Genomic DNA, 23,569 nt, shown 5'->3' with positions numbered 1-23,569 from the left:
CCGCGGTCGGCTTGGCGGCGCCCGCGGCCTCGGCGGGCTCCGCGCTGGCCGGGGACGCGGACTTGGCGGCGCGCCGGGTGCCGGTGGATTTGCGGGGCGCGGCCTTGCGGGCACCCCCGGATTCGGAATTGGTCACGATTGCTCTCCCACGTGCGCTACGTTGCGGCCGCGAGCTGTGCGACAGCTCACGAACTATGATCGTGACACAATCCACAAGGACATTCTTGGCCCAATCGGTCAACTAATTCGGCCGGTTTTATGCCGGAAGCACAAATTCGGAGGTGCTCGTGGCGACCACCGCCACCCCTGCGGCCATTCGGCAGTGGATTGCCGACTTCGTCGCCGAAACCCTGCGCACCGACACCCTCGACCAGGTGGTGACGCGGCTCGACAATGCCATCATCGCCCGCGTGCCGGAATTGGCCGACCGGGATATGCGCCGCGATCTGGCCGCGAGCACCCGCGCCCACGCCCTGGAGGTGCTGAGCACCCTCACGCAGGACCATGCCGACTATCCGATCCCGGCGGAAGCGCACGCCTTCGCCCGCACCATCGCGCGGCGCGGCCACGATCTGCGGGTGCTGTTGCGCGTCTACCACGTGGGGCAGGAGGCGGTGATCGAGTACATGAGCGAGACCATCGACGAGCGCCGGCTGCCGCCCGATATCGAAAGGTCGGTGCTGCTGCGGCTTTTCGACCGCTCCACCCGCTGGGTCAGCACCTGCGTCGAAACGCTCACCGACACCTACATCACCGAACGCGAGCGCGGCCTGCGGGCGGCGCTGAACCAGCGCGGGGAGATCGTGCGCGCCCTGCTCGACGGCGCCGACCTCGATATCGAGCACGCCTCCGCCAAGATCGGCTATCGGCTGGCGGGCCGACATCTGGCCCTGGTGCTGTGGACCGATGCGGACGCGGTCGCGCTCGGCTCCGCCGACGGCACCGGGGAGGTCGGCGACCGGCTGGACCGCGTGGTGGCCCGCTGCGCCGCCGCGGTCGGCAGCGGCAGCGTGCTCACGATTCCGGCGGGGGCCAGTGCGCTGTGGGCCTGGCTGGCCGTGCCCGACGACGGTGTGCCGTCGGTCGCGGACTGGCCGGTCGAACCGCCGGTCCGGGTGGCCGTCGGGCTCCCCGGATCCCAACTGGCGGGCTTCCGCCGCGGCCACGCCGAAGCGGTCGCCGCCCGCCACGTCGCCGAACGCGCCCGCCCCGGACTGCCGCGCGTCCTCGACTACCGGGAGGTGGAGGTCGCCTACCTGGCCGGGATCGACGAATCCGGCATGCGCGCCCTCATCGACCGCGAATTGGGCGTGCTCGCCGCCCCGGACGCCCAGTCCGCCCGCCTGCGCGAAACCCTGCATGCCTATCTGCGGGCCCGCCGCAGCCCCGACACCGCCGCGAAGGCGCTCGGCGTGCACAAGAACACGGTGCGCTACCGCCTCCAACGCATCGAGGAACTCCTCGGCCGCCCCGTAGACCGGCCCGGCCCCCGGCTGGAGATCGCGCTCGACTGCGTGGCGGTGTACGAGGTGTAGCGCCCGCTCCGATCGCCCTGCGGCGGGTGGCGATCGCTGGTCGCCTCGTGCGATCGCCGGTCGGCTGGTCGGCGGGTGGCGATCGCCGGTCGCCTCGCGCGGTCGGCTGGTCGCCGGTCGGCGGGTGGCGATCGCTGGTCGCCTCGTGCGGTCGGCTGGTCGCTGGTCGGCGGGTGGCGGTCGCCGGTCGCCTCGTGCGGTCGGCTGGTCGGCGGATGGCGGTCGACGGTCGGCGGTCGACGGTCGGCGAGTGTGGTCGAGCGGCGTGGTGCTGACTACTCGCCGCTGGCGGCCTCGCGCACCGGTTGCGGTTCGGTCTCCGGAATCGCGCCGCGGGCGGGCAATTCCGCCAGCAATTGCGTGGTGGCGGCGGCGATGGCCGCCACCGCCTTGTCCACCGCCGGTTTCGTGGTAGTGGTCAAACCCGACACTCCGCCCACCTTGCGCACGTATTCCTGTGCGGCGGCGAAGATTTCCTGCTCAGTGGCCGGGGGCTCCAGGCCGCGCAGCAGGGTGATATTCCTACTCATGGCCCAGAGGGTAGCGTCCGATTTCGTTGTGTGACAGGGCATGAATCAGACATTTGCTCGGCGGACACACGCCGTGAACATCGTGGGCGCGGCGTCGCGATCCGGCGCGCACGCTGGGGATTCGAGGTGAACCTTCGCACGCCCTGTGGCGAATAGCGGACGTCTCGAGATCCATGCGGAACAATCGGGGTATGCCCGCCCGCGACGTGCCCACGCTGACGACCTTCCCCTACCCGGAACTCGACCAGCGCGAGGACGACCACTGGTCCGGTGCGCAGGTCAACGACGACGAACTGCGTGCCCTGGCTCTCGGTGGTTTCTACTCGGCGCGCTGGGACGCCTTCCACGACGCGCTACTGCTCGGACCCGAACGCGAACATCCCCTCGGCGACCGCCGCGAACTCGCCATCGACACCCTGACCGGAGCCTGGGGCATCACCGACGGCACCGAGGCCATGGCCTCCATGGAACAGTTGCTCGACGGAATGCACGGCCCGCTGTACGCCCTGGTACACCCCCTGGTCGTGGCGGCCGTCAACTCCCCCGAACGCGACCGCTTCGGCGAACGCGCCGACCGCCACCGCGCCTTCCTCCGTCAGGTCGGCGCCTTCCGCGGCATGGAGAACACCGAGGCGCTGGTCCGCGACTACGACATCTGGTCCCAGGCCATCAAACTCGGCCTGACCGACCATCTGGTGCGCCCGCTGCCCACCGACATCCAGGCGTGGGACCTGGCCCGGGTGGTCGCGGTGGCCCGCATGGCCTACACCGCCGGCTACCTCGACGCCGACGTGGCCTGGGACTACCTGCTGCGGGCCCTCCCACTGGCCCAGCGCAAATACCGCAACTGGCGGCAGTTCGGCGACGCCTACCTCACCGGCTGGACCTACTGGCAGGCCTGCGAGGACCTGGCCGAACTGAAATCCGGTGGCGTCGACCGCCGCATGGAACTGCTGCGCCTGTGGAACCGCCCCAGCAGTCCTTGGCGTCGCATCACCCTGCAACCGGAGGACTGAACCCTGCGTCATCGGTGTGACGGGCGGTCACCGTCCGCGTTGCGGGTCGCCCTCCTCGACCGACCGTGCCCGCCGCGCGTCAGCGTGGCGGGCACGAGAAACTCGGCGCTATCGGTGTCCTTCGGTCCGCCGTGTCCTTCGGTCCGGCGTCCTCAGTCCGGCAGCGAACGCAGGATGCCGCGTCCGTACCGCTGGAACTGGGCGTCGTCCACCATGCCCAGGGAATGCCGCTCGACCAGCAGCTCCCATTCGGCGTACAGCTTCGCCACCCCCGGATCGGCGGGTCCGGCCGCACCGTCGGCCGATTCGCGCTGAATGGCGAAATTGAGCCCGCCGGTGATCCGTTCGGTATCCGCCCGGTCATTGCCGGTGAAGTGCAGTGTCACATTGCCGTCGTGGATATCGACGCCGTATTCACCGGGCGCGGCGCCCGTGGTCTCCGAATCGTCGGTGGTGCGCGCCCACAGCAGTGCCGCGATGGGCATCTCGTGTGCGTACCGGCGTCCGGAGCCGGTGGAGATGAAGATCATCCGATCGGTGGTGACCGCGAGCAGTCCGGCTCCCCGGCCCGCGGGCGGCTGGGCCGTCACCACCGCCGTCTCCAGTACGTACTCGCCGGGCGTGACGTAGCGGTTCAGCGCCGCGACGGCGGTCTTGGCCTCCCGCTTGGGAGCCATCCGCCGGGCCGCGCGGTCCACGTCGGCGCGCGCCGGTCCGCCGCGTCCCCAGGCCGGAGTGGGCGGTGTCAGGTCGGGGGCGGCGACCTCGAGGCGCTGGGTGGCCAGGATCTGGTTGTTGATCCGCTCGACGATCACGGTGGCCGCGGGCACATCGTGTTCGGCGATGAGGACGGGTAGGGGAGTGCGGTCGGCGGGGACGCCCGTCAGTACGGGGGTGGGGTACCTGAGATAGATTTCGATGACGACGGCGTCGTCGGCGCGCCGGTTCAACCTGACCTTGAGAAGGTCGCCTACCGGCACATCGAGGACGCGCTCGCCGTCTGTTCCTGGTCTCAGCACCGTCAACCGCCCGTTGCCGTGACGGACGATCGCTGTGGGTGTCCGTAGCTCGACGATGTCCATACCCCCTACGCTCGTGTTGTGTTGTCGGTCACGATAGGGCGAACATGCCATGATTGTGGCCACTTGGGCCGACGCTCACCATGCTCGCCCGAAGGGTTTTGCGGCAGATGGTTGGGGAACCACCCGCGTTCTCCGGCCGTTTACCTGTTGAACTGCACAAGCTGCCGAACCTCGCGATGTAACGATGTAGACCGTACGCGGTAACGTGGCATGTCCGCATCCGTTCCGTATGGAAACGGGCGCGCTCGTGACGCAAGCTCTACAGCATCGCAGGCAAAAACCGGAATCACCGGAAAGGACTGGCCCGCCGGCCGACGCTCTATGAACCGCAAGACTGTGTTCCGCAACCTGGCCATAGTCGCGGGCTTCCTGCTCGTGATCTACCTGGTCAGCTACTTCAGCAACGACACGCGCGGCTGGAAGAACGTCGACACGTCGGTGGCGCTTTCCCAGCTCCAGGACAAGGACAACATCGATCAGGTCCAGATCGACGACAAAGAACAGCAGCTGCGCATCACGCTGAAGAACGGCAATGATGCCACCGACGGCCAGACCAAGATCATTGCCAAGTATCCGGGCGGCAGTGAGGTGTCCGCGCAGATCCTGCAGGACGTGCAGGAGACCGGTGCGAAGTACAACACCTCCGTCAAACAGGACTCCTGGCTGAGCCAGATCCTGCTGTTCATGCTGCCCATGATCCTGCTGCTGGGCCTGTTCATCTTCGTGATGGCCCGCATGCAGGGCGGGGGCCGCGGCGGCATGATGGGCTTCGGCAAGTCCAAGGCCAAACAGCTGTCCAAGGACATGCCCAAGACCACCTTCGCCGATGTCGCGGGCGCCGACGAGGCCGTCGAGGAGCTCTACGAGATAAAGGACTTCCTGCAGAGCCCGGCTCGCTACCAGGCCCTCGGCGCGAAGATCCCCAAGGGCGTACTGCTCTACGGCCCGCCCGGCACCGGCAAGACCCTGCTGGCGCGCGCCGTCGCGGGCGAGGCCGGGGTGCCGTTCTTCACCATCTCCGGCTCCGACTTCGTCGAGATGTTCGTCGGCGTCGGCGCCTCCCGGGTGCGCGACCTGTTCGACCAGGCCAAGCAGAACAGCCCCTGCATCATCTTCGTCGACGAGATCGACGCGGTCGGCCGCCAGCGCGGCGCTGGCCTGGGCGGCGGCCACGACGAGCGCGAGCAGACGCTGAACCAGCTGCTGGTCGAGATGGACGGCTTCGGCGAGCGCACCGGCGTCATCATCATCGCGGCCACCAACCGCCCCGACATCCTCGATCCGGCGCTGCTGCGTCCGGGCCGCTTCGACCGCCAGATCCCGGTCAGCAACCCGGACCTCGCGGGCCGCCGCTCGATTCTGCGGGTGCATTCGCAGGGTAAGCCGATCGCGCCCGACGCCGATCTGGACGGGCTGGCCAAGCGCACCGTCGGCATGTCCGGCGCGGATCTGGCCAATGTCATCAACGAGGCCGCGCTGCTCACCGCGCGTGAGCACGGCAACCTGATCACCAGTGCCGCGCTGGAGGAATCCGTGGACCGCGTGATCGGCGGCCCACGGCGCAAGTCCCGCATCATCAGCGAGCACGAGAAGAAGATCACCGCCTACCACGAGGCCGGGCACACCCTGGCGGCATGGGCGATGCCCGATATCGAACCCGTCTACAAGGTCACCATCCTGGCCCGCGGCCGCACCGGCGGCCACGCCATGACCGTGCCCGAGGACGACAAGGGTCTGATGACCCGTTCGGAGATGATCGCCCGCCTGGTCATGGCCATGGGCGGCCGGGCCGCCGAGGAACTGGTGTTCCACGAGCCCACCACCGGTGCGTCCTCGGATATCGACCAGGCCACCAAGATCGCGCGGGCCATGGTCACCGAATACGGCATGAGCGCCCGGCTGGGCGCGGTGCGCTACGGGCAGGAGCAGGGCGATCCGTTCCTGGGCCGGTCCATGGGTACCGGTTCGGACTACTCGCACGAGGTCGCCCGCGAGATCGACGAGGAGGTGCGCAACCTCATCGAGGCCGCGCACACCGAGGCGTGGTCGGTGCTCAACGAGTACCGCGACGAGCTGGACTCCCTGGCCAGCGCCCTGCTCGAGCGCGAGACCCTGCACCGCAAGGATCTCGAGGCGGTGCTGGAAACGGTCGACAAGCGCCCGCGCATCACCGCTTTCAACGATTTCGGCGAACGGGTGCCCTCGGATCGTCCGCCGGTGAAAACCCCGCGCGAACTAGCCGCCGAGCGCGGCGAGCCGTGGCCCGAGGAAACACCGGACCTGTCGAAGCAGCCCGCACCGGTACCGGGCAATGGCTATCCGCAGCCCGCCGGCTACCCGGCCGGACAGCCCCAGGGCTACCCGCAGCCCGCCCCCGCGGGCTACCCGGCCCCGCCCGCCCCCGCCTACGGCGGTCGCCAGACCGGAACGCACGGTTCGCGGCCCGATTACGGCGCCCCGGCCGGATGGTCCGCTCCCGGCTGGCCGCCGCAGGAGGATCCGCAGCAGGGACAGCCGTCCGCGCCGCCCAACGTCGGCGGCTGGGCGCCCGCGGGCGGTCGGCAGCCGGAGTACGGCTACCAGCGGCCCCCGCAGCAGCCGGAGTACGGGCAGCAGGGCTATCAGCCCGGTCAGGCCGCCCCGCAGCCCGGCGGGAACAGCGAGGACGACGACAACGGTTGGGACGGACCGAACGGTCGTCGCTGACGGCCGCTTGGATACTCTCGATGGGTTCGCGGTCCCGGGCTCGGTTCATCCGGCCCGGGACACCGAGACCGCGAACCGGCCGTGCCGGTCAGGCGCGGACCTTGAACACAGGAGGTGCCGATTGTCGGCCAACAACCGCGTCGTCTCCGGCCCGATCGCGCTCGACACCGGTCGGCCGTTCGACCAGGAGCGCGCCGAAGCCGCCGTACGCGAGTTGCTGATCGCGGTCGGCGAGGACCCGAACCGTCCGGGGCTCATCGATACCCCCGGACGCGTCGCCCGTGCGTACCGGGAAATGTTCGCCGGTCTCTACACCGAGCCGGACGCGGTGCTGAACACCACCTTCGACGAAGGCCACCAGGAACTCGTGCTGGTCCGCGACATCCCCATGTACTCGACCTGTGAACACCACCTGGTGTCCTTCCACGGCGTCGCCCACGTCGGCTACATTCCGGGCCCGCACGGGCGCGTGACGGGCCTGTCCAAGCTCGCCCGCCTGGTGGACCTCTACGCCAAGCGCCCGCAGGTGCAGGAGCGCCTCACCAGCCAGATCGTCGACGCCGTCATGCGCAAGCTGGACCCGCGCGGCGCGATCGTGGTGGTGGAGGCCGAACACCTGTGCATGGCCATGCGGGGCATCCGCAAGCCGGGAGCCAGCACCACCACCTCCGCGGTGCGCGGCCTGTTGCAGAGCAGCCCCTCCTCCCGCGCGGAGGCCCTCGATCTGATCCTCCGGAAGTGAGCTGTGTCTAATTTGCCCTCCGCTTCGCTCCGGGCGGGTGCTGTGTCTAATTTGCCCTCCGCTTCGCTGCGGGCGGGTTCGCGGCGCTGGAGGTCTCGGTTCTTCCCTCCCTCCGCTCCTCCGCTTCGCTCCCCCGCTCCGGTCAGTCCAGAACCGAGACGCGCCGCGAACCAGCGGAGGGTTGGTGCTGCGGCGGTGAATGGTGAGTGCTGGGATCGGGGGGCGTGGTGACGGTACGGCTGCTCGAGCCGCGCGGGGGTCGGTCCTGCGTGGTGATGGGGGTCGTGAACGTCACCAGCGATTCGTTCTCCGACGGGGGGCGCTATCTGGACCCCGAGCTGGCGGTGGCGCACGGGGTGGCGCTGTACGAACTCGGGGCCGACATCGTCGACGTGGGTGGGGAGTCCACCCGGCCGGGGGCGGTGCGGATCGATCCGGCGACCGAGGCGGCGCGGGTCGTGCCGGTGATCCGCGGGCTCGCGGCGGCCGGGGTGCCGACCAGCGTGGACACCATGCGGGCGAGGGTGGCCGAGGCCGCCGTCGAGGCGGGCGTGACCATGGTCAACGACGTCTCCGGCGGCCGTGCCGACGCCGATATGGTGAAGGTCGTCGCCGCGGCGGGGCTGCCGTGGATTCTCATGCACTGGCGCGCCGAGGCCGACTACCGGCACACCGGGGCGGCCGAGCATTACGACGACGTGGTCGCCGAGGTGTGGGCCGAGTTGCGCGCCCAGGTGGAGTTGGCCGTCGCCGGCGGCGTCGGTGCGGACCGGCTGATCCTCGATCCCGGACTGGGATTCGCCAAGAACGCCGACCACAACTGGGAACTGCTCGGTGGGCTCTCCGAACTGGTGGGCACCGGGCTGCCGATCCTGATCGGCGCCTCCCGCAAGCGGTTCCTGGGTGCGCTGCTGGCCGATGCCGCGGGCCCGCGTCCACCGGACGGGCGCGAGACGGCGACCGCGACCATTTCCGCGCTGGCCGCCGAGCAGGGCGCCTGGGGAGTCCGGGTGCACGATGTGCGCGCCTCACTGGACGCCGTCGCCGTCACCGATGCCTGGCGGCGCGCCGAATCCCGTCGGCGCGAACGATTCTCGGACCGCCGCCTGGACGGGGGCGTCCGATGAGCACCGATCGCATCGAACTGCGCGGGTTGCGGGTGTTCGCCCATCACGGCGTCTTCGACTTCGAGAAGCGCGACGGCCAGGAATTCGTCGTGGACCTCACGCTGTGGACCGATTTCTCGGCGGCCGCGAAGTCCGACGACATCGCCGACACCATCCACTACGGCGAACTCGCCGACAGCGTGGTCCGGATCGTGTCCGGGCGGCCGCGCGATCTCATCGAGACGGTGGTGTCCGAGGTCGCCGACGCGGTGATGACCGACCCGCGCGTCCATGCCGTGGAGGTGGTGCTGCACAAGCCCGCCGCGCCGATCCCGCACAGCTTCGAGGATGTGCGGGTGGTCACCAGCCGCCGCCGGGAGGCGCCGTGACCCGCGTGGTGCTGTCCATCGGCTCGAATCTGGGTGACCGGCTGACGCACCTGCGCGCCGTGGTGGACGCGCTGCGCCCCCGGCTGCTCGCGGTGTCGCCGGTCTACTCGACCCCGCCCTGGGGCGGTGTGCCGCAGCAGGACTACCTGAATGCCGTGCTGCTGGCCGAGGATCCGGCGCTGGAGCCCGGCGACTGGCTGCGCCTGGGGCAGGAGCTGGAACAGGCCGCCGAGCGGGTGCGGGAAGTCCGCTGGGGGCCACGCACTCTCGACGTGGACATCGTCTGGGCCGCGCGGCGGCGCGACGGGGCCTCGGCGGTCGTGCGCAGCGCCGATCCGAGCCTGACCCTCCCGCATCCGCGGGCACATGAGCGCGCCTTCGTGCTGGTGCCGTGGCTGGACGTGGAACCGGATGCGGTGCTCGAGGCCGCGGGGCGGACGCGCCCGGTGCGAGCGTGGTTGGCGGACTTGGATTCCGCCGAGGTGGACGGCGTCCGCAGGACCGCGTTGTCATTGGGGCGGCCATGATGGGGCGGCCGTCGATCGTGGTGTCGCCCGCCGTGCGGCCGAGTTCCTCGGGCGCGGAGGTCGTTTCGGAGCCCCCGCGCCACCTGTTCTCGTCATCGGAGCGGATGCTGTGAGACCGACGCGGGTACTTGATCTGTTCGCGAATGTGCTGCTGGCCGCGATCGTGGCCTGGATCGCCACGCGGGCGGCCTATTCGAGCTTCCCGCCCATCTCGGTGTTCGCGGGGGCGTCCCTGCTGCCGGTGGCGGTGCTGGAGGTGGTGTTGGCGTTCATCATTCGGGCGCGGGTGGGGGACGGGCGGATCGGCAGCGATTCGCGGCAGCTGCATCCGATCACGGCCGCGCGGGCGGTGGCGCTGGCCAAAGCGTCGGCGCAGGTGGGATCGCTGGTGGCGGGTGTGTGGCTGGGCTTCCTGATCTGGGTGCTGCCGCAGCGCTCGGAACTGCGTGCGGCGGAGGCGGATACCCCGGGGGCGGTGGTGGGGCTGCTCGCCGGTGCGGCGCTGGTGGCCGCCGCGCTGTGGCTGGAGTATTGCTGTCGCGCGCCGAGTGAACCCCCAGACGAAGCGGCAACATCTTAGCTAACGTTTTGCCGGGAATCGCAGGCAACCTGGGCATCTGACCGTCTCGGACAAGCTACGCTGGCGGACATGGTTTCACCCTCCCGGAGCAGTGCTTCCCGTCGCCGGCGGGAGGACGCGGGAAAGTTCTTCACCGGTGTTCTGATCCTTCTGGGTCTGGTTGCCAGTGTGTTCCTGGTCTTCAGCGACAACGTCCAATTCGTGCGCATCGGACTGGTGGCGGCCCTCTGGGCCGCCGCCATCGGAGCCCTCGCCGCGACGCGTTATCGCAGGGAGGCGGCCGTCGACAAGGCGAAAGTCGGTGACCTCCAGAAGGTCTACCATCTGCAGTTGGAACGCGAGGTTGCCGCCCGCCGCGAATACGAGCTCGGTGTCGAGTCCCGGGTCCGCCAAGAGGTGGGCGCCGACGCCGCCGAACTGGCCGCGCTGCGCGCCGAACTCACCGTCCTACGCGAGTCCCTGCAGCGTCTTTTCGACGGCAACCTGGACTACGACCGCCCCGCGCTGCGCGCCGACGCGGTCCGAGTCCAGGAACTCCCCGGTTCGCCCGCCACCGCCTCGCTCGGTGCGGCGAACGATAACTGGGAGGACGCCACCCCCTGGGATCCGTGGGAGTCGCGGCACCCCGTCACTCCGGTCTTCGAACCCGACCACCCCGAGCCCCCCGCCTTCGCCAGCCCCGATGACGAGCCGGTGACCGCCGAGACCGCCGCCGTCTCGGCCGCCGACTACGACCAGGCCCGCGCCGAATACGCCGCCATTCGCGAACAAGCCGACCGGGCCGCCGCTTTCGGCCCCGCCCCCGCCGACGACTTCGACCCCTTCGACGACTCCAAGAATCGCGCCGATGCGGCCCTGGACCCCAGCATCTCCGGTGGTATCGACATCGGCGTCCCCGACATCGGCCCCGCCGCCACCGATCTCGACACGGCCGCCGTCAGCGGCAGGTTCGTCGCCGTGAGCGATGCCCCCGACGGCGGATCCGACGCCGCGGGCAGCGAGGACGGCGACGGCGCGGGCAGCGAGGACGGCGACCGCACCGCGACCGGAGTCTCGGCTCCCGCCGGCGCAGCCCGGGACACCGCACCGAACGGCGCGACTCGACCCACCACGGTGGTCGCGGGCGAGACCGCCTCCCATCCCACCCCCATCGGAACCGCCAGCACCCGCCGCCGTCGCCGCGCCGACGAGGATTCCGAGGCCGACAGCGGACGTCGCCTCTCGGTGGCCGAGATCATGGCCAACCTGCGCTCCGAGGGCGACCGCTAGCCAGCCGCACCGCACGGCGCATCCGGGCTCGGCGGCGGCCGCATGTCGTACGCGGCCGCCGCCCGGGCGCGCCGAGTGGCACTTCCCACAGTTCGTGGCAGCCGCGAATCGGCACCGATATTCTCGTCGGCGTAACGTCCGGTACCCGCGTAGCGCGGGACTGGAACGCCACTTTCGAGAGGACAAGGGTGACCTCGGACAAGGCTGTCTGCGGGACCGACCCTGCGCCTGCACGGTTGACGGTGGGAATCGTCTCGGCGGGACGCGTCGGGTCCGCGTTGGGTGCGGCACTGGAGCGTGCCGGTCATGTGGTGTTCGGCGTATCCGGTATCTCGGACGCCTCGGTGCATCGTGCCCGGACCCGGCTGCCGGATTCGGAGATTCTGCCGGCCGAGGAGGTGGCGCGTCGCGCAGAACTACTGCTGCTGGCCGTACCGGACAGTGAGCTGGCCGGTCTGGTTTCGGGGTTGGCGACGGCGGACGCGGTGCGGCCCGGCACCATCGTGGCGCACACCTCGGGCGCGAACGGTATCGGCGTGCTGGCCCCCTTGACCGCACGCGGCGCGCTACCGCTGGCCATTCACCCGGCCATGACGTTCACCGGGCATGACGAGGATGTGTCCCGGCTCGGCAACGCCTGCTTCGGCATCACCGCCGCGGACGATATCGGCTATGCCATCGCCCAGTCGCTGGTTATCGAGATGGGCGGCGAACCGGTGCGGGTCGCCGAGGAGCATCGCACGCTGTACCACGCGGCCCTGGCCCATGGCAGCAATCACCTGGTTACGTTGATTCTGGACGCGGTGGAGGCGTTGCGCGCCGCGCTCGCCGGTCCCGGCCTGCTGGGCCAGCAGCTCGTAGACGACCAGCCGGGCGGCCTGGCCGAACGCGTGCTGGCCCCGCTGGCCTCGGCCGCACTCGACAATGCCCTGCGCCGCGGGCCGTCCGCGCTGACCGGTCCGGTGGCTCGCGGCGATGTGGACGCCGTGGCCGCGCATCTGAACGCACTCGAGTCCACCGACGCGGAGCTGGCCGCGGGCTACCGCGCGCTCTCGCTGCGCACCGCCCAGCGTGCCGGCACCAATCCGGCGCTGGTCGAACTGCTGGCATCCCCGAGCGGTCGGCGCGATGCCGCCGAGGGCTCCGACCAGGCGAAGGAAGGCAACTGATGGATCCCACGCTGCGTGGCACCTACAAGCGCGGTGAACTCACCGTGCTGCACGATCCGGCGATCATGAGCAAGGTCTCCCATGCGCTGCGCCAGGTGGGCCGCCGGGTCGCGCTGGTGCCGACCATGGGGGCACTGCACGAGGGTCATCTGGAACTGGTGCGTCGCGCCAAGCGCACCAACCAGGCCATCATCGTCTCGATCTTCGTGAATCCTTTGCAGTTCGGGGCGAACGAGGATCTGGACAAGTATCCGCGCACCCTCGACGCCGATGTGGAGCTGTTGCGCGCGGAGGGCGTCGAGCTGGTCTTCGCGCCCAGCGCCGACGACATGTACCCCGAGGGCCCGCGCACCACCGTGCACCCCGGCCCGCTCGGCGACGAACTCGAGGGCGCGGTCCGTCCCGGCCATTTCGCGGGCGTCCTCACCGTGGTCGCCAAGCTGTTCGACATCACCGACCCGCACGAGGCGTTCTTCGGCGAGAAGGACTACCAGCAGCTGACACTGATCCGCCAGATGGTGCGCGATCTGAACATGGGCCTGAAGATCGTGCCGGTCGCCACCGTCCGCGAGCACGACGGCCTGGCGCTGTCCTCACGCAACCGCTACCTCGATCCGGAGCAGCGTGAGCTGGCCACGGTACTCTCGGCCGCCCTGGCCGCGGGCCGCCACGCCGCGGGCCTGGGTGCGGACAAGGTCCTCGAGGCCGCCCGCATGGTGCTGGCCGAGGCTCCGGCCATCGAACTCGACTACCTGGAGCTGCGCGGCTCCGATCTCGGCCCGGTTCGCGCGGAGGGCAATGCCCGCCTGCTGATCGCCGCCCGGATCGGCAGCACCCGGCTCATCGACAATATGCCTGTCACCCTCGGCATTCCGATCGACGGCCACCCGACCACCCCCGACCAGCCTGCCCAGGCATCTTTCTAAGAAGGGCGACGACGATGTTGCGCACCATGATGAAGTCGAAGATCCACCGCGCCACGGTGACTCACGCCGATCTGCACTACGTCGGTTCGGTGACGGTCGATCAGGATCTGCTCGACGCCGCCGATCTGCTCGAGGGTGAGCAGGTCTGCATTGTCGACATCACCAACGGCGCTCGCCTCGAGACCTATGTGATCGCGGGTGAGCGCGGTTCCGGCGTCATCGGAATCAACGGCGCTGCAGCGCATCTCGTGCAGCCCGGCGATCTGGTCATCCTCATCGCCTACGGCATGATGGACGAGCGGGAGCTGAAGAGCTACGAACCCCGCGTGGTGTTCGTGGACGACCGCAACCGGCAGGTGGAGCTGGGTTCGGATCCGGCGCACGCGCCGGAGGACTCCGGCCTGACCTCGCCGCGCTCGCTGTCGTTCGCCTGACCTCGGGTGCGGCCATGCTGCTGACCATCGACGTCCGCAACACCTCGATCGAGCTGGGCCTGTTCTCCGGCGGCGGTGACCATTCGAAACTGGTGCGGCACTGGCGGATGCACACCAATCCGCTGTTCACCGCGGACGAGTTCGCATTGCAGGTGCGCGGTCTGATCGGCGCGGATGCCGAACAGGTGACCGGTGTTTCGGCATTGTCGACGGTGCCGCCGGTATTGCGGGAACTGCGCGAGATGCTGTCCCGCTACTGGGGTCACGTTTCCCACGTCGTCGTGGAACCCGGTGTGCGAACGGGAATTCCGCTGCTCGTCGACAATCCGAAAGAGGTCGGCGCGGACCGCATCGTGAATTGCCTTGCCGCGTATCACCGTTTCTCGTCCCCGGCGATCGTGGTGGATTTCGGCACCGCCATCTGCGTGGACCTGGTTTCCGCCAAGGGGGAATTCCTGGGCGGCATCATCGCCCCGGGGGTGGAAATCTCCACCGAGGCGCTGGTGGAGCGCAGTGCCCTGCGGCGTGCGGAACTGGCGCGCCCGCGGTCGGTGGTGGGCAAGAACAGTATGGAGTGCATGCAGTCGGGCGCGATTTTCGGTTTCGCGGGCCTGGTGGACGGGCTGATCGACCGTATTCGCGATGAGTTCGACGCGTTCGCCGGTGACGACGTGGCCGTGGTGGCCACGGGCGCTTCCGCGCCGCTCATCGTGCCGGAATCGGAGACCATCGAACACCATGAACCGCATCTCACCCTGGCGGGGCTGCGGCTGGTGTACGAACGTAATCAGCAACGCCGCCGATAACGGACCGATCGGCCGGAACGTGACGCAGTCGTCTCCCCGGCCGTCTGTTGCTTCGCGGGAATCCACTGTTAGACTCTCGCTCGTGTATTTCCGTGTGAGCACCCAGGAGTGTTGTCGAGGCTGATTCGCCTCGGCTGTCGTCGAGGCTTCCGATAGCCCCTCGACCAACCACACATTCCTGGAGTTTCGCTCATGCGTTCCTCTGCACTTTCCCTGTCGAATTCCGCCGTGCGCACCCGCACCGAGGCCCTGCTGCCCGAGGTGACCGAGCGCGCCACCGCCTCCGCCCTGCCGACTCGCCTGCGACCCGCCGACCTGCTGCGCCTGACCGACGAGGGCGCCGAGGACGTGCTGGCGGGCCGCTACGACCACCTGCTGCCGGAGAACGGCCTGTGGCCCACGGAGAACCGCTGGGCGGTGCGGCTGCTCGCCGACGACGAGGTGGATGTCTGGCTCATCAGCTGGGTGGCCGAGAAATCCACCCGGCTGCACGACCACGCCGGTTCGCTGGGCGCGCTGACGGTGCTCTCCGGCGCGCTCGCGGAGTTCCGGTGGAACGGCTCCGATCTGCGCCGCCGCATCCTCACCGCCGGTGATCAGGCATCCTTCCCGCTCGGCTGGGTGCACGACGTGGTGCGTGCCGACGATGCCGAGGCGGGCGACGTCGGCCCGCTGAACCCCACGCTCAGCGTGCACACCTACTCCCCACCGCTGTCGGCCATGTCCTATTACGACGTCACCGGCCACGGCACCCTCAAACGCACCCACACCGTCCTCACCGACCAGCCCGAAGGTGAACTGGAATGAGCCACTTGACTATCGACGGCATGCTCGAGCAGGCGCGCGGTCGTCTGCGGCGTGTCTACGCCTTCGAACTGCCGCAGGCGGTCGGGCGGGGTGCGATCCTCGTCGACATTCGCCCCCAGGCGCAGCGCATCAAGGAGGGCACCATTCCGGGGGCCCTGGTCATCGAGCGCAATGTGCTGGAGTGGCGGCTCGACCCGGCCAGTTCCGCGCGGCTGGCGCTGGCCACCGACCACGACGTGGAATGGATCGTCGTCTGCTCGGAGGGCTACACCTCGAGCCTCGCCGCTGCCTCGCTGCAGCAGCTGGGATTGCATCGCGCCACCGATCTGGTGGGCGGATATCAGGCACTGAAAGCGGCCGGACTGCTCACCGTGGCGGCGGCCGCGCCGCACTTCCAGCGCGAGGTCGCCACCCTCGCGTGGCTCTAATTCGATATCCGCGATCGTAGGCCGATCGTGGCCGTATCGTTATGCCCGGCGAACGGTCGGGCGGGGAGAAAAACGATTTCCGCCGCACGATAGGGTGGTGCTCCGTGAGCACCCCCAATCCCTCTTCTTCCGGTACCGCCGACTCGGCCGCCTCCGGGCAGGCCAAGGCCGCCGCCGCGCGTGCGGCCGTGGAACACGATGTTCCCGAGCAGATGCGGATTCGCCAGGAGAAGCGGGAGCGTCTGCTCGCCGAGGGGCGGGAGGCGTACCCGGTGGTGGTCGAGCGCACGCACTCGCTCGCCGAAATTCGTACCGCTTACCCGGATCTCGCGCCGGACACCCAGACCGGCCTCATGGTCGGGATTGTCGGCCGCGTCATATTCATGCGCAATACCGGCAAACTGTGCTTCGCCACGCTCCAGGAGGGCGACGGCACCAAACTGCAAGCCATGATCAGCCTGAACGGGGTCGGCGCGGAATCCCTCGCCGCCTGGAAGGCCGATGTGGATCTCGGTGACTTCGTTTCCGTGCACGGCGAGGTGATCGCTTCGCGCAGTGGCGAATTGAGCGTGATGGCCGATTCCTGGGCGATGGCGGCCAAGGCCCTGCGCCCGCTTCCGGTGGCGCACAAGGAGATGAACGAGGAGTCGCGCGTCCGCCAGCGCTACGTGGACCTGATCGTGCGCCCGGAGGCGCGCGAGATGGCCCGTACCCGCGTGGCCGCGGTGCGCGCCCTGCGCAATGCCCTGGAGCGCCGGGGCTTCCTCGAGGTCGAGACCCCGATGCTGCAGACGCTGCACGGCGGTGCGGCGGCGCGACCGTTCGTCACCCACTCGAACTCCCTCGACATGGACCTCTACCTGCGCATCGCGCCGGAGCTGTTCCTGAAGCGCTGCGTGGTCGGCGGCCTGGAGAAGGTCTTCGAGATCAACCGCAACTTCCGCAACGAGGGTGCGGACTCCACCCATTCGCCGGAGTTCGCAATGCTGGAAACCTACGAGGCGTACGGCACCTACGACGATTCCGCGACGATGATGCGGGAATTGATCCAGGAGGTCGCGCAGGAGGTCTACGGCACCCAGGTGGTAACCCTTGCCGATGGCACGGAATACGACCTGTCGGGCGAGTGGACGACCGTCGAGATGTACCCGTCGCTGTCGGAGTCGATCGGTGTCGAGGTGACTCCGGAAACGACCGTCGAGGAATTGCTGGCCCTGGCTGATCGGGTCGGTCTGGAAATTCCCGAGGGTAAGGGGTACGGCCACGGCAAACTGGTCGAGGAACTGTGGGAGCACGTCTACGGGGACAAGCTCTATGCGCCGACTTTCGTGCGCGACTTCCCGGTGGAGACCTCTCCGTTGACACGTCAGCATCGCAGCAAACGCGGGGTTACCGAAAAGTGGGATCTGTACGTCCGCGGCTTCGAGCTCGCAACCGGCTATTCCGAACTCGTTGATCCGGTGATCCAGCGGGAGCGGTTCGTCGATCAAGCGCGTTTGGCCGCCGCCGGTGATGACGAGGCGATGCGGCTGGACGAGGACTTCCTGGCCGCGATGGAGCACGGTATGCCGCCTACGACCGGAACCGGTATGGGAATCGATCGGTTGCTCATGGCGCTGACTGGCTTGGGAATCCGAGAAACGATACTCTTTCCAATTGTGCGTCCGTCGGCTCGCTGAGTGCGCCGGATTGCATTGCCGATACCCACTTCGGGAGTATCGGAATTCAGCGGTATTCTGACTTCGGGTAATCGGCCTGGTTTGCAGGGTCGCACGATTTCGAGAGGACGTTCATCTCATGGCAAAGAAGGTCACCGTTAGCCTGATCGACGATGTCGACGGTGAGTCCATCGCGGACGAGACCATCGAGTTCGCTATCGATGGGGTGTCGTACGAGATCGACCTGTCGTCGGATAATGCGGCCAAGCTGCGTGACGGTTTGGAGACCTGGGTGGCCGCCGCCCGCAAGGTGAGCGGTCGCCGTCGCACCAAGGCCGCCGCGGGTGCCACCGCGGGACCGAAGAGTCGGGTTTCCCCCGATCGTGAACAAAGTGCGGCGATTCGGGAATGGGCGCGTCGGAATGGGCACAAGGTGTCGGCTCGCGGACGTATCTCCGCGGACATCACCGAGGCTTACAACAAGGCCGCCGCGAAGTAGTTGTATTAGCGACCGTCGCTCGGGTGTTTGTGCGAGCCCGGGCGGCGGTAGTTTTATTCATACGCTTTACGCATAACCGGTCATGGGTGCTGGCTGCCCATCTCGGAAGCACGATCTTGCTCGGGCCGACTCCGCACGGCACCATTGACTGTGTGCGAACGACGTCACTGGCTGGGTGGAGAGACGAGGTAACGGCGCAGTGACCGCATTCCAGGGCTCATTCCTGCGGGTCAAGGATCACCAGGGTCATCAGCACGAGCTGATGCTGGCCCCGGATCGCCCCCGCGTCACCATCGGCCGCTCGCCGCAGGCCGACCTCGCCCTCTCCTGGGACGTCGAGGTCTCCCGCCTGCACGCCACCGTCGAATACCTGGGCGCGCACTGGACCATCGTCGACGACGGGCTTTCCCGCAACGGCACATTCGTCAACGGCGACCGACTGGTGGGCCGCCACCGCCTCGCGCCCGGTGACGTCATCCGGATGGGTACCACGCGGGTCACCTTCCACGACTTCACCGGGGCCTCCGGCGACATCACCCAGACCTCCACGGGCTCGCTGCCCACGCTGCGCTCGCTCACCGAGACCCAGCGTGCGGTCCTGGTCGCGCTGTGCCGCCCGTACAAGAACAATGCGGGCTTCGCGACCCCGGCCTCGAATCAGCAGATCGCCGCGGAGCTGTTCCTCAGCGTGGACGCCATCAAGACGCACCTGCGCGCGCTGTTCGCCAAGTTCGGCGTGGAGGATCTGCCGCAGAACCAGAAGCGCGTCCGCCTCGCGGGACTGGCCATGCAGAGCGGCGTCATCTCCGACCGGGATCTGTAGCGCTCGAACCGAGTGGACTCCCGCGGATGTCGGTGAGAGTTTCGGCCATGGTCAATCGCGGCCGAACCGGCTTGACTAGCAGGCGAAGCAACCGGATTCCTCGGAACCCGCCCAGTCAGGAGAGTTTTCATGTTCGCCCTTCGCATTGCCGCTCTGGTGGCGGCGACCCTGTCCACCGGCCTGATCGCGGGGCTGTTCTACGCGTACGCCAACTCGGTCATGCTGGCGCTGGGCCGCAGCGACGACCGCACCATGGTCGACGTGATGCAGAAGGTCAACGTGGTCATCATCAATCCGTGGTTCATGATCGCGTTCATGGGCACGGTCGGCTTCACGACGCTGGCCGCGGCCCTGCATCTGGGCAAGGACTTCCGGACCGTGCTGCTGTGGATCGCGATCGCCCTGGTGCTCAATGTGATCGCCTTCGGCGTGACCGCGGGCGGCAACGTCCCGCTCAACAACCAGCTGGCGGCGGCCGGTGATCCGGCGGGCATCGCCGATCTGGCGGCGGTCCGGGCGCAGTTCGAATCCGCCTGGGTCCGTTGGAATATCGTGCGCGCGGTGCTGCACACCCTGGCCTTCCTGGTGCTGCTGGGCGCGTTGTTCGTGGCGGGGCAGCAGCACGGCGAGGCCGAGGCGACGCCGTCGAGCGCCGGAACTGTCTCATACACGCCGCGGCAGGTCGGCTAGTTTCTCGCCGTTTCCGCCGTGATCTAGAACGTGTTCCGGTTACATTTCCCGGAACACGTTCTAGTTTTGGAGGGGATATGCGCCGCACCCTGTTCCGGCGCTCGCCGGGAACACTGCTGATCATGGCCGTGCTGGCCGCGCTGTGGACCGCCGCGAGCACACCCGCCCGGGCCGAGTACCCGGTGGTCTACAACTTCTTCGCGGGCATCCCCAACGAACTCGCCGTTCCCGGCGGCGCGCTACCCGGTTCCAACGACTGGAACTGCGAACCCACTGCGGCGCACCCGAACCCGGTGGTGCTGCTGCACGGCACCGCGGGCGGCGCGCAGACCAACTGGGGCGCGTACGTCCCGCTGCTGGCCAACGAGGGCTACTGCGTCTACGCGCTGACCTACGGCAGCCTGGACGTGCCGTGGCCGCTGTCGGCCATGGGCGGGATGCGCCCGCTGCCGGAGAGCGCCGCGCAGGTGGGTGCCTTCGTGGACCGCGTGCTCGCCGCCACCGGCGCCGCGCGGGTCGACGTCGTCGCGCACTCGCAGGGCAATATCGTCGGCAACTACTACGTCAAGCGGCTCGGCGGCGCGGGCAAGGTGGACAAGTTCGTCGGGATCGCACCGCCGTGGCGGGGGCTGTTCGGCGATCAGATGCGGGTCATCCGGGCTTTCGGCCGCGAACTGGGCGTGGACGCCGACAGCGTCGACAAGATGGCCGCCATGGGCCTGGTGTGCCAGGCGTGCCCGCAGATGCTGGGCGGTTCGACGTTCCTGGACGCGCTCAACGCCGATGGCGTGTACCACCCTTCGGTCACCTACACCAATATCGCGACCTCCTACGACGAGGGCGTGTTCCCCTCGGTCGCCCTCGTGCCCGGTCCGAACGCCACGAACATCCTGGTGCAGGACGGCTGCCCCACCGACTTCTCCGATCACATGGCGATAGCCGGAAGTTCGCGCACCGCCGCCTTCGCGCTGAACGCGCTCGATCCGACGCAGCTCCGTAACGTTCCATGCGGTTTGATCCCCCCGCTGACGGGCAGTTAGTTCGTATGTTCGCTCTGGGCGTAGCCGGGCCGGAAACGAACCCGGGTACCACCCCGTTATGAGGGAATGAGTCGTACTGTCGCCGGTTCGCAATAGGGTGGACGGACGACGGGCGGAACCCCTGGCCACTAGAGTGGAGGCCAGGGGGATGCAACCCCAGGGCTTCATGGCAGGCTGGCCTTCAGTCGAACACTGAAGCGCCGGACGCCGTAGATAGCGGAGCAGGAGAGTGAGGGAGCGATGTTCGAGAGGTTCACCGACCGCGCGAGGCGTGTCGTTGTCCTGGCCCAAGAAGAGGCCCGGATGCTCAACCACAACTACATCGGCACCGAGCACATCCTGCTGGGTCTGATCCACGAAGGCGAGGGTGTCGCGGCGAAGTCCCTGGAGTCGCTGGGCATTTCGCTCGAGGGTGTGCGCAGTCAGGTCGAGGAGATCATCGGTCAGGGCCAGCAGGCCCCGTCCGGTCACATCCCCTTCACCCCGCGTGCCAAGAAGGTGCTGGAGCTGTCGCTGCGCGAGGCGCTGCAGCTCGGCCACAACTACATCGGCACCGAGCACATTCTGCTCGGCCTGATCCGCGAGGGTGAGGGCGTCGCGGCGCAGGTGCTGGTCAAGCTGGGCGCGGACCTCAACCGGGTGCGCCAGCAGGTCATCCAGCTGCTGTCCGGGTACCAGGGCAAGGAGCCGGTGGAGTCCGGCACCCGCGGTGAGGCGGGCACCCCGTCCACCTCGCTGGTGCTCGACCAGTTCGGCCGCAACCTGACCCAGGCCGCCCTCGAGGGCAAGTTGGACCCGGTCATCGGCCGCTCGAAGGAAATCGAGCGCGTCATGCAGGTGCTCAGCCGCCGTACCAAGAACAACCCGGTCCTGATCGGTGAGCCCGGCGTCGGCAAGACCGCCGTCGTGGAGGGCCTCGCCCAGGCCATCGTCAACGGCGAGGTGCCGGAGACGCTGAAGGACAAGCAGCTCTACACCCTCGACCTGGGATCCCTGGTCGCGGGCAGCCGCTACCGCGGTGATTTCGAGGAGCGCCTGAAGAAGGTGCTCAAGGAGATCAACACCCGCGGCGACATCATCCTGTTCATCGACGAGCTGCACACCCTGGTGGGTGCGGGCGCGGCCGAGGGCGCCATCGACGCGGCCTCCATCCTCAAGCCCAAGCTGGCCCGCGGTGAACTCCAGACCATCGGCGCGACCACCCTCGACGAGTACCGCAAGTACATCGAGAAGGACGCCGCGCTGGAGCGCCGCTTCCAGCCGGTGCAGGTGGGCGAGCCGACCGTCGAGCACACCATCAACATCCTCAAGGGTCTGCGCGACCGCTACGAGGCGCACCACCGGGTGTCCATCACCGACGGCGCGCTGGTGGCCGCGGCCACCCTGGCGGACCGCTACATCAATGACCGGTTCCTGCCGGACAAGGCCATCGACCTCATCGACGAGGCCGGTGCGCGCATGCGCATCCGCCGCATGACCGCGCCGCCGGACCTGCGCGAATTCGACGACAAGATCGCCGACGCCCGCCGCGAGAAGGAAAGCGCCATCGACGCGCAGGACTTCGAGAAGGCCGCGCGCCTGCGCGACAAGGAGAAGCAGCTCGTCGCCAAGCGCGGTGAGCGCGAGAAGCAGTGGCGCTCCGGCGATCTGGACGTCGTCGCCGAGGTCGACGACGAGCAGATCGCGGAGGTGCTGGCCAACTGGACCGGTATCCCGGTGTTCAAGCTCACCGAGGAGGAGACCACCCGTCTGCTCCGCATGGAGGACGAGCTGCACAAGCGGATCATCGGCCAGGAGGATGCGGTCAAGGCCGTCTCCAAGGCCATCCGCCGCACCCGCGCCGGTCTGAAGGATCCCAAGCGTCCCTCGGGCTCGTTCATCTTCGCCGGTCCGTCCGGTGTCGGTAAGACCGAGCTGTCCAAGGCGCTCGCCAACTTCCTGTTCGGCGACGACGACGCGCTCATCCAGATCGACATGGGCGAGTTCCACGACCGCTTCACCGCCTCGCGCCTGTTCGGTGCCCCTCCGGGCTACGTCGGGTACGAGGAGGGCGGCCAGCTCACCGAGAAGGTGCGCCGCAAGCCGTTCTCGGTCGTGCTCTTCGACGAGATCGAGAAGGCCCACCAGGAGATCTACAACACCCTGTTGCAGGTGCTCGAGGACGGCCGTCTCACCGACGGCCAGGGCCGCACGGTCGACTTCAAGAACACGGTGCTGATCTTCACCTCGAACCTCGGCACGCAGGACATCTCGAAGGCGGTCGGCCTCGGCTTCGCGCAGAGCAACTCCGAGGGCTCGAACTACGAGCGGATGAAGCTCAAGGTCAACGACGAGCTGAAGAAGCACTTCCGCCCCGAGTTCCTCAACCGCATCGACGACGTGATCGTCTTCCACCAGCTCACCCAGGATCAGATCATCGAGATGGTGGACCTGATGATCGGCCGCGTCGCCACGCAGCTGAAGAACAAGGACATGGAGATCGAGCTCACCGACAAGGCCAAGAGCCTGCTCGCCAAGCGCGGTTTCGATCCGGTGCTCGGTGCGCGTCCGCTGCGTCGCACCATTCAGCGCGAGATCGAGGACCAGCTGTCGGAGAAGATCCTCTTCGGCGAGCTGGGCGCGGGCCAGACCGTGCAGGTCGACGTCGAGAACTGGGACGGCGAAGGCCAGGGCGAGGACGCCAAGTTCACCTTCACCGGCAAGATGAAGCTGACCAAGAAGGACTCCGCCGAGGAGAAGCCGGTCGTCGCCCTCGCGGGCGAGCCGTCGGCCGCTTCCGGCGAGTAGGACCCGACGGCCGTCGGCAA

At 68.5% G+C, this 23,569-nt stretch carries 23 protein-coding genes; 21 read left to right on the top strand and 2 right to left on the bottom strand.

The genetic code is table 11. The features are described from left to right. Positions 1-287: 287 nt before the first annotated feature. Positions 288-1,535, top strand: a complete 1,248-nt coding sequence (locus QJS31_RS14500) for a CdaR family transcriptional regulator (RefSeq protein WP_306356927.1) — start codon at positions 288-290, stop codon at positions 1,533-1,535. A 275-nt stretch (positions 1,536-1,810) separates the two neighbouring features. Here the strand turns inward: QJS31_RS14500 and QJS31_RS14495 are convergent, their stop codons facing one another. Further along, the gene (locus QJS31_RS14495; RefSeq protein WP_029925185.1) at positions 1,811-2,065 is read right to left on the bottom strand and encodes a DUF2277 domain-containing protein; all 255 of its coding nucleotides are present in this window, start codon (positions 2,063-2,065) and stop codon (positions 1,811-1,813) included. A gap of 191 nt (positions 2,066-2,256) precedes the next feature. Between QJS31_RS14495 and QJS31_RS14490 the strand changes: the two genes are divergently transcribed. Continuing rightward, on the top strand, positions 2,257-3,081 hold the full coding sequence (locus QJS31_RS14490) for a DUF1266 domain-containing protein (protein ID WP_282785663.1): 825 nt from the start codon (positions 2,257-2,259) through the stop codon (positions 3,079-3,081). A 152-nt stretch (positions 3,082-3,233) separates the two neighbouring features. On the opposite strand, the gene QJS31_RS14485 is transcribed toward QJS31_RS14490, so the two are convergent. After that, positions 3,234-4,163 (bottom strand): hypothetical protein, encoded by a 930-nt coding sequence (locus QJS31_RS14485; protein ID WP_029925189.1) that lies wholly within the window; start codon positions 4,161-4,163, stop codon positions 3,234-3,236. Between the two features lie 321 nt (positions 4,164-4,484). On the opposite strand from QJS31_RS14485, the gene ftsH reads away from it, so the two are divergent. From ftsH to QJS31_RS14390, 19 genes are all read left to right on the top strand, one after another. Further along, entirely contained in the window at positions 4,485-6,869 is a 2,385-nt protein-coding gene (gene ftsH, locus QJS31_RS14480) for an ATP-dependent zinc metalloprotease FtsH (protein ID WP_282785662.1), read from the top strand. A 121-nt stretch (positions 6,870-6,990) separates the two neighbouring features. Beyond that, positions 6,991-7,611 carry a GTP cyclohydrolase I FolE gene (gene folE, locus QJS31_RS14475; RefSeq protein WP_029925192.1) on the top strand — a complete coding sequence of 207 codons (621 nt, stop codon included), beginning with the start codon at positions 6,991-6,993 and terminating at the stop codon, positions 7,609-7,611. A 275-nt stretch (positions 7,612-7,886) separates the two neighbouring features. Next, entirely contained in the window at positions 7,887-8,738 is an 852-nt protein-coding gene (folP, locus tag QJS31_RS14470; protein ID WP_306356939.1) for a dihydropteroate synthase, read from the top strand. Next, positions 8,735-9,106: a dihydroneopterin aldolase gene (gene folB / locus QJS31_RS14465; protein ID WP_282786106.1), complete on the top strand. Its 372-nt coding sequence runs from the start codon at positions 8,735-8,737 to the stop codon at positions 9,104-9,106. Before folP ends, folB begins: the two co-directional genes overlap by 4 nt. Next, entirely contained in the window at positions 9,103-9,633 is a 531-nt protein-coding gene (gene folK / locus QJS31_RS14460; RefSeq protein ID WP_306356926.1) for a 2-amino-4-hydroxy-6-hydroxymethyldihydropteridine diphosphokinase, read from the top strand. The genes folB and folK overlap by 4 nt, the downstream gene beginning before the upstream one ends. A 109-nt stretch (positions 9,634-9,742) precedes the next feature. Then, on the top strand, positions 9,743-10,213 hold the full coding sequence (locus QJS31_RS14455) for a DUF3180 domain-containing protein (RefSeq protein WP_282786104.1): 471 nt from the start codon (positions 9,743-9,745) through the stop codon (positions 10,211-10,213). Between the two features lie 69 nt (positions 10,214-10,282). Continuing rightward, positions 10,283-11,482, top strand: coding sequence for a DUF6779 domain-containing protein (locus tag QJS31_RS14450; RefSeq protein ID WP_306356925.1), 1,200 nt, complete (start codon positions 10,283-10,285; stop codon positions 11,480-11,482). 188 nt (positions 11,483-11,670) lie between these two features. After that, positions 11,671-12,651 carry a Rossmann-like and DUF2520 domain-containing protein gene (locus QJS31_RS14445; RefSeq protein ID WP_306356924.1) on the top strand — a complete coding sequence of 327 codons (981 nt, stop codon included), beginning with the start codon at positions 11,671-11,673 and terminating at the stop codon, positions 12,649-12,651. Then, entirely contained in the window at positions 12,651-13,577 is a 927-nt protein-coding gene (gene panC / locus QJS31_RS14440; protein WP_306356923.1) for a pantoate--beta-alanine ligase, read from the top strand. Before QJS31_RS14445 ends, panC begins: the two co-directional genes overlap by 1 nt. Positions 13,578-13,591: 14 nt before the next feature. Beyond that, positions 13,592-14,011 carry an aspartate 1-decarboxylase gene (gene panD / locus QJS31_RS14435; RefSeq protein WP_306356922.1) on the top strand — a complete coding sequence of 140 codons (420 nt, stop codon included), beginning with the start codon at positions 13,592-13,594 and terminating at the stop codon, positions 14,009-14,011. A 14-nt stretch (positions 14,012-14,025) separates the two neighbouring features. After that, positions 14,026-14,817, top strand: a complete 792-nt coding sequence (locus tag QJS31_RS14430; protein WP_029925204.1) for a type III pantothenate kinase — start codon at positions 14,026-14,028, stop codon at positions 14,815-14,817. A gap of 192 nt (positions 14,818-15,009) precedes the next feature. Next, positions 15,010-15,624: a cysteine dioxygenase gene (locus QJS31_RS14425; RefSeq protein WP_306356921.1), complete on the top strand. Its 615-nt coding sequence runs from the start codon at positions 15,010-15,012 to the stop codon at positions 15,622-15,624. Then, a complete protein-coding gene (locus QJS31_RS14420) occupies positions 15,621-16,052 on the top strand; it encodes a rhodanese-like domain-containing protein (protein ID WP_029925207.1) in 432 nt (143 codons plus the stop codon). The genes QJS31_RS14425 and QJS31_RS14420 overlap by 4 nt, the downstream gene beginning before the upstream one ends. Before the next feature lie 212 nt (positions 16,053-16,264). Further along, positions 16,265-17,731 carry a lysine--tRNA ligase gene (lysS, locus tag QJS31_RS14415; RefSeq protein WP_282783244.1) on the top strand — a complete coding sequence of 489 codons (1,467 nt, stop codon included), beginning with the start codon at positions 16,265-16,267 and terminating at the stop codon, positions 17,729-17,731. A 118-nt stretch (positions 17,732-17,849) separates the two neighbouring features. Next, entirely contained in the window at positions 17,850-18,209 is a 360-nt protein-coding gene (locus QJS31_RS14410; RefSeq protein WP_282783233.1) for an Lsr2 family protein, read from the top strand. Between the two features lie 199 nt (positions 18,210-18,408). Further along, a complete protein-coding gene (locus QJS31_RS14405; RefSeq protein WP_051036735.1) occupies positions 18,409-19,032 on the top strand; it encodes an FHA domain-containing protein in 624 nt (207 codons plus the stop codon). A gap of 129 nt (positions 19,033-19,161) precedes the next feature. Beyond that, positions 19,162-19,722 (top strand): DUF1772 domain-containing protein, encoded by a 561-nt coding sequence (locus QJS31_RS14400; protein WP_282783229.1) that lies wholly within the window; start codon positions 19,162-19,164, stop codon positions 19,720-19,722. A 77-nt stretch (positions 19,723-19,799) separates the two neighbouring features. Continuing rightward, positions 19,800-20,762, top strand: coding sequence for a triacylglycerol lipase (locus QJS31_RS14395; RefSeq protein WP_282783227.1), 963 nt, complete (start codon positions 19,800-19,802; stop codon positions 20,760-20,762). Between the two features lie 240 nt (positions 20,763-21,002). After that, positions 21,003-23,549: an ATP-dependent Clp protease ATP-binding subunit gene (locus tag QJS31_RS14390; RefSeq protein WP_306356920.1), complete on the top strand. Its 2,547-nt coding sequence runs from the start codon at positions 21,003-21,005 to the stop codon at positions 23,547-23,549. The last annotated feature ends 20 nt before the right edge of the window (positions 23,550-23,569 follow it).

Origin of the sequence: Nocardia sp. CC213A (assembly GCF_030766805.1) — a bacterium.
GTDB lineage: Bacteria > Actinomycetota > Actinomycetes > Mycobacteriales > Mycobacteriaceae > Nocardia > Nocardia otitidiscaviarum.
Note: the sequence above shows the minus strand (reverse complement) of the source record. Positions and strands in the feature narration are given on the sequence as shown.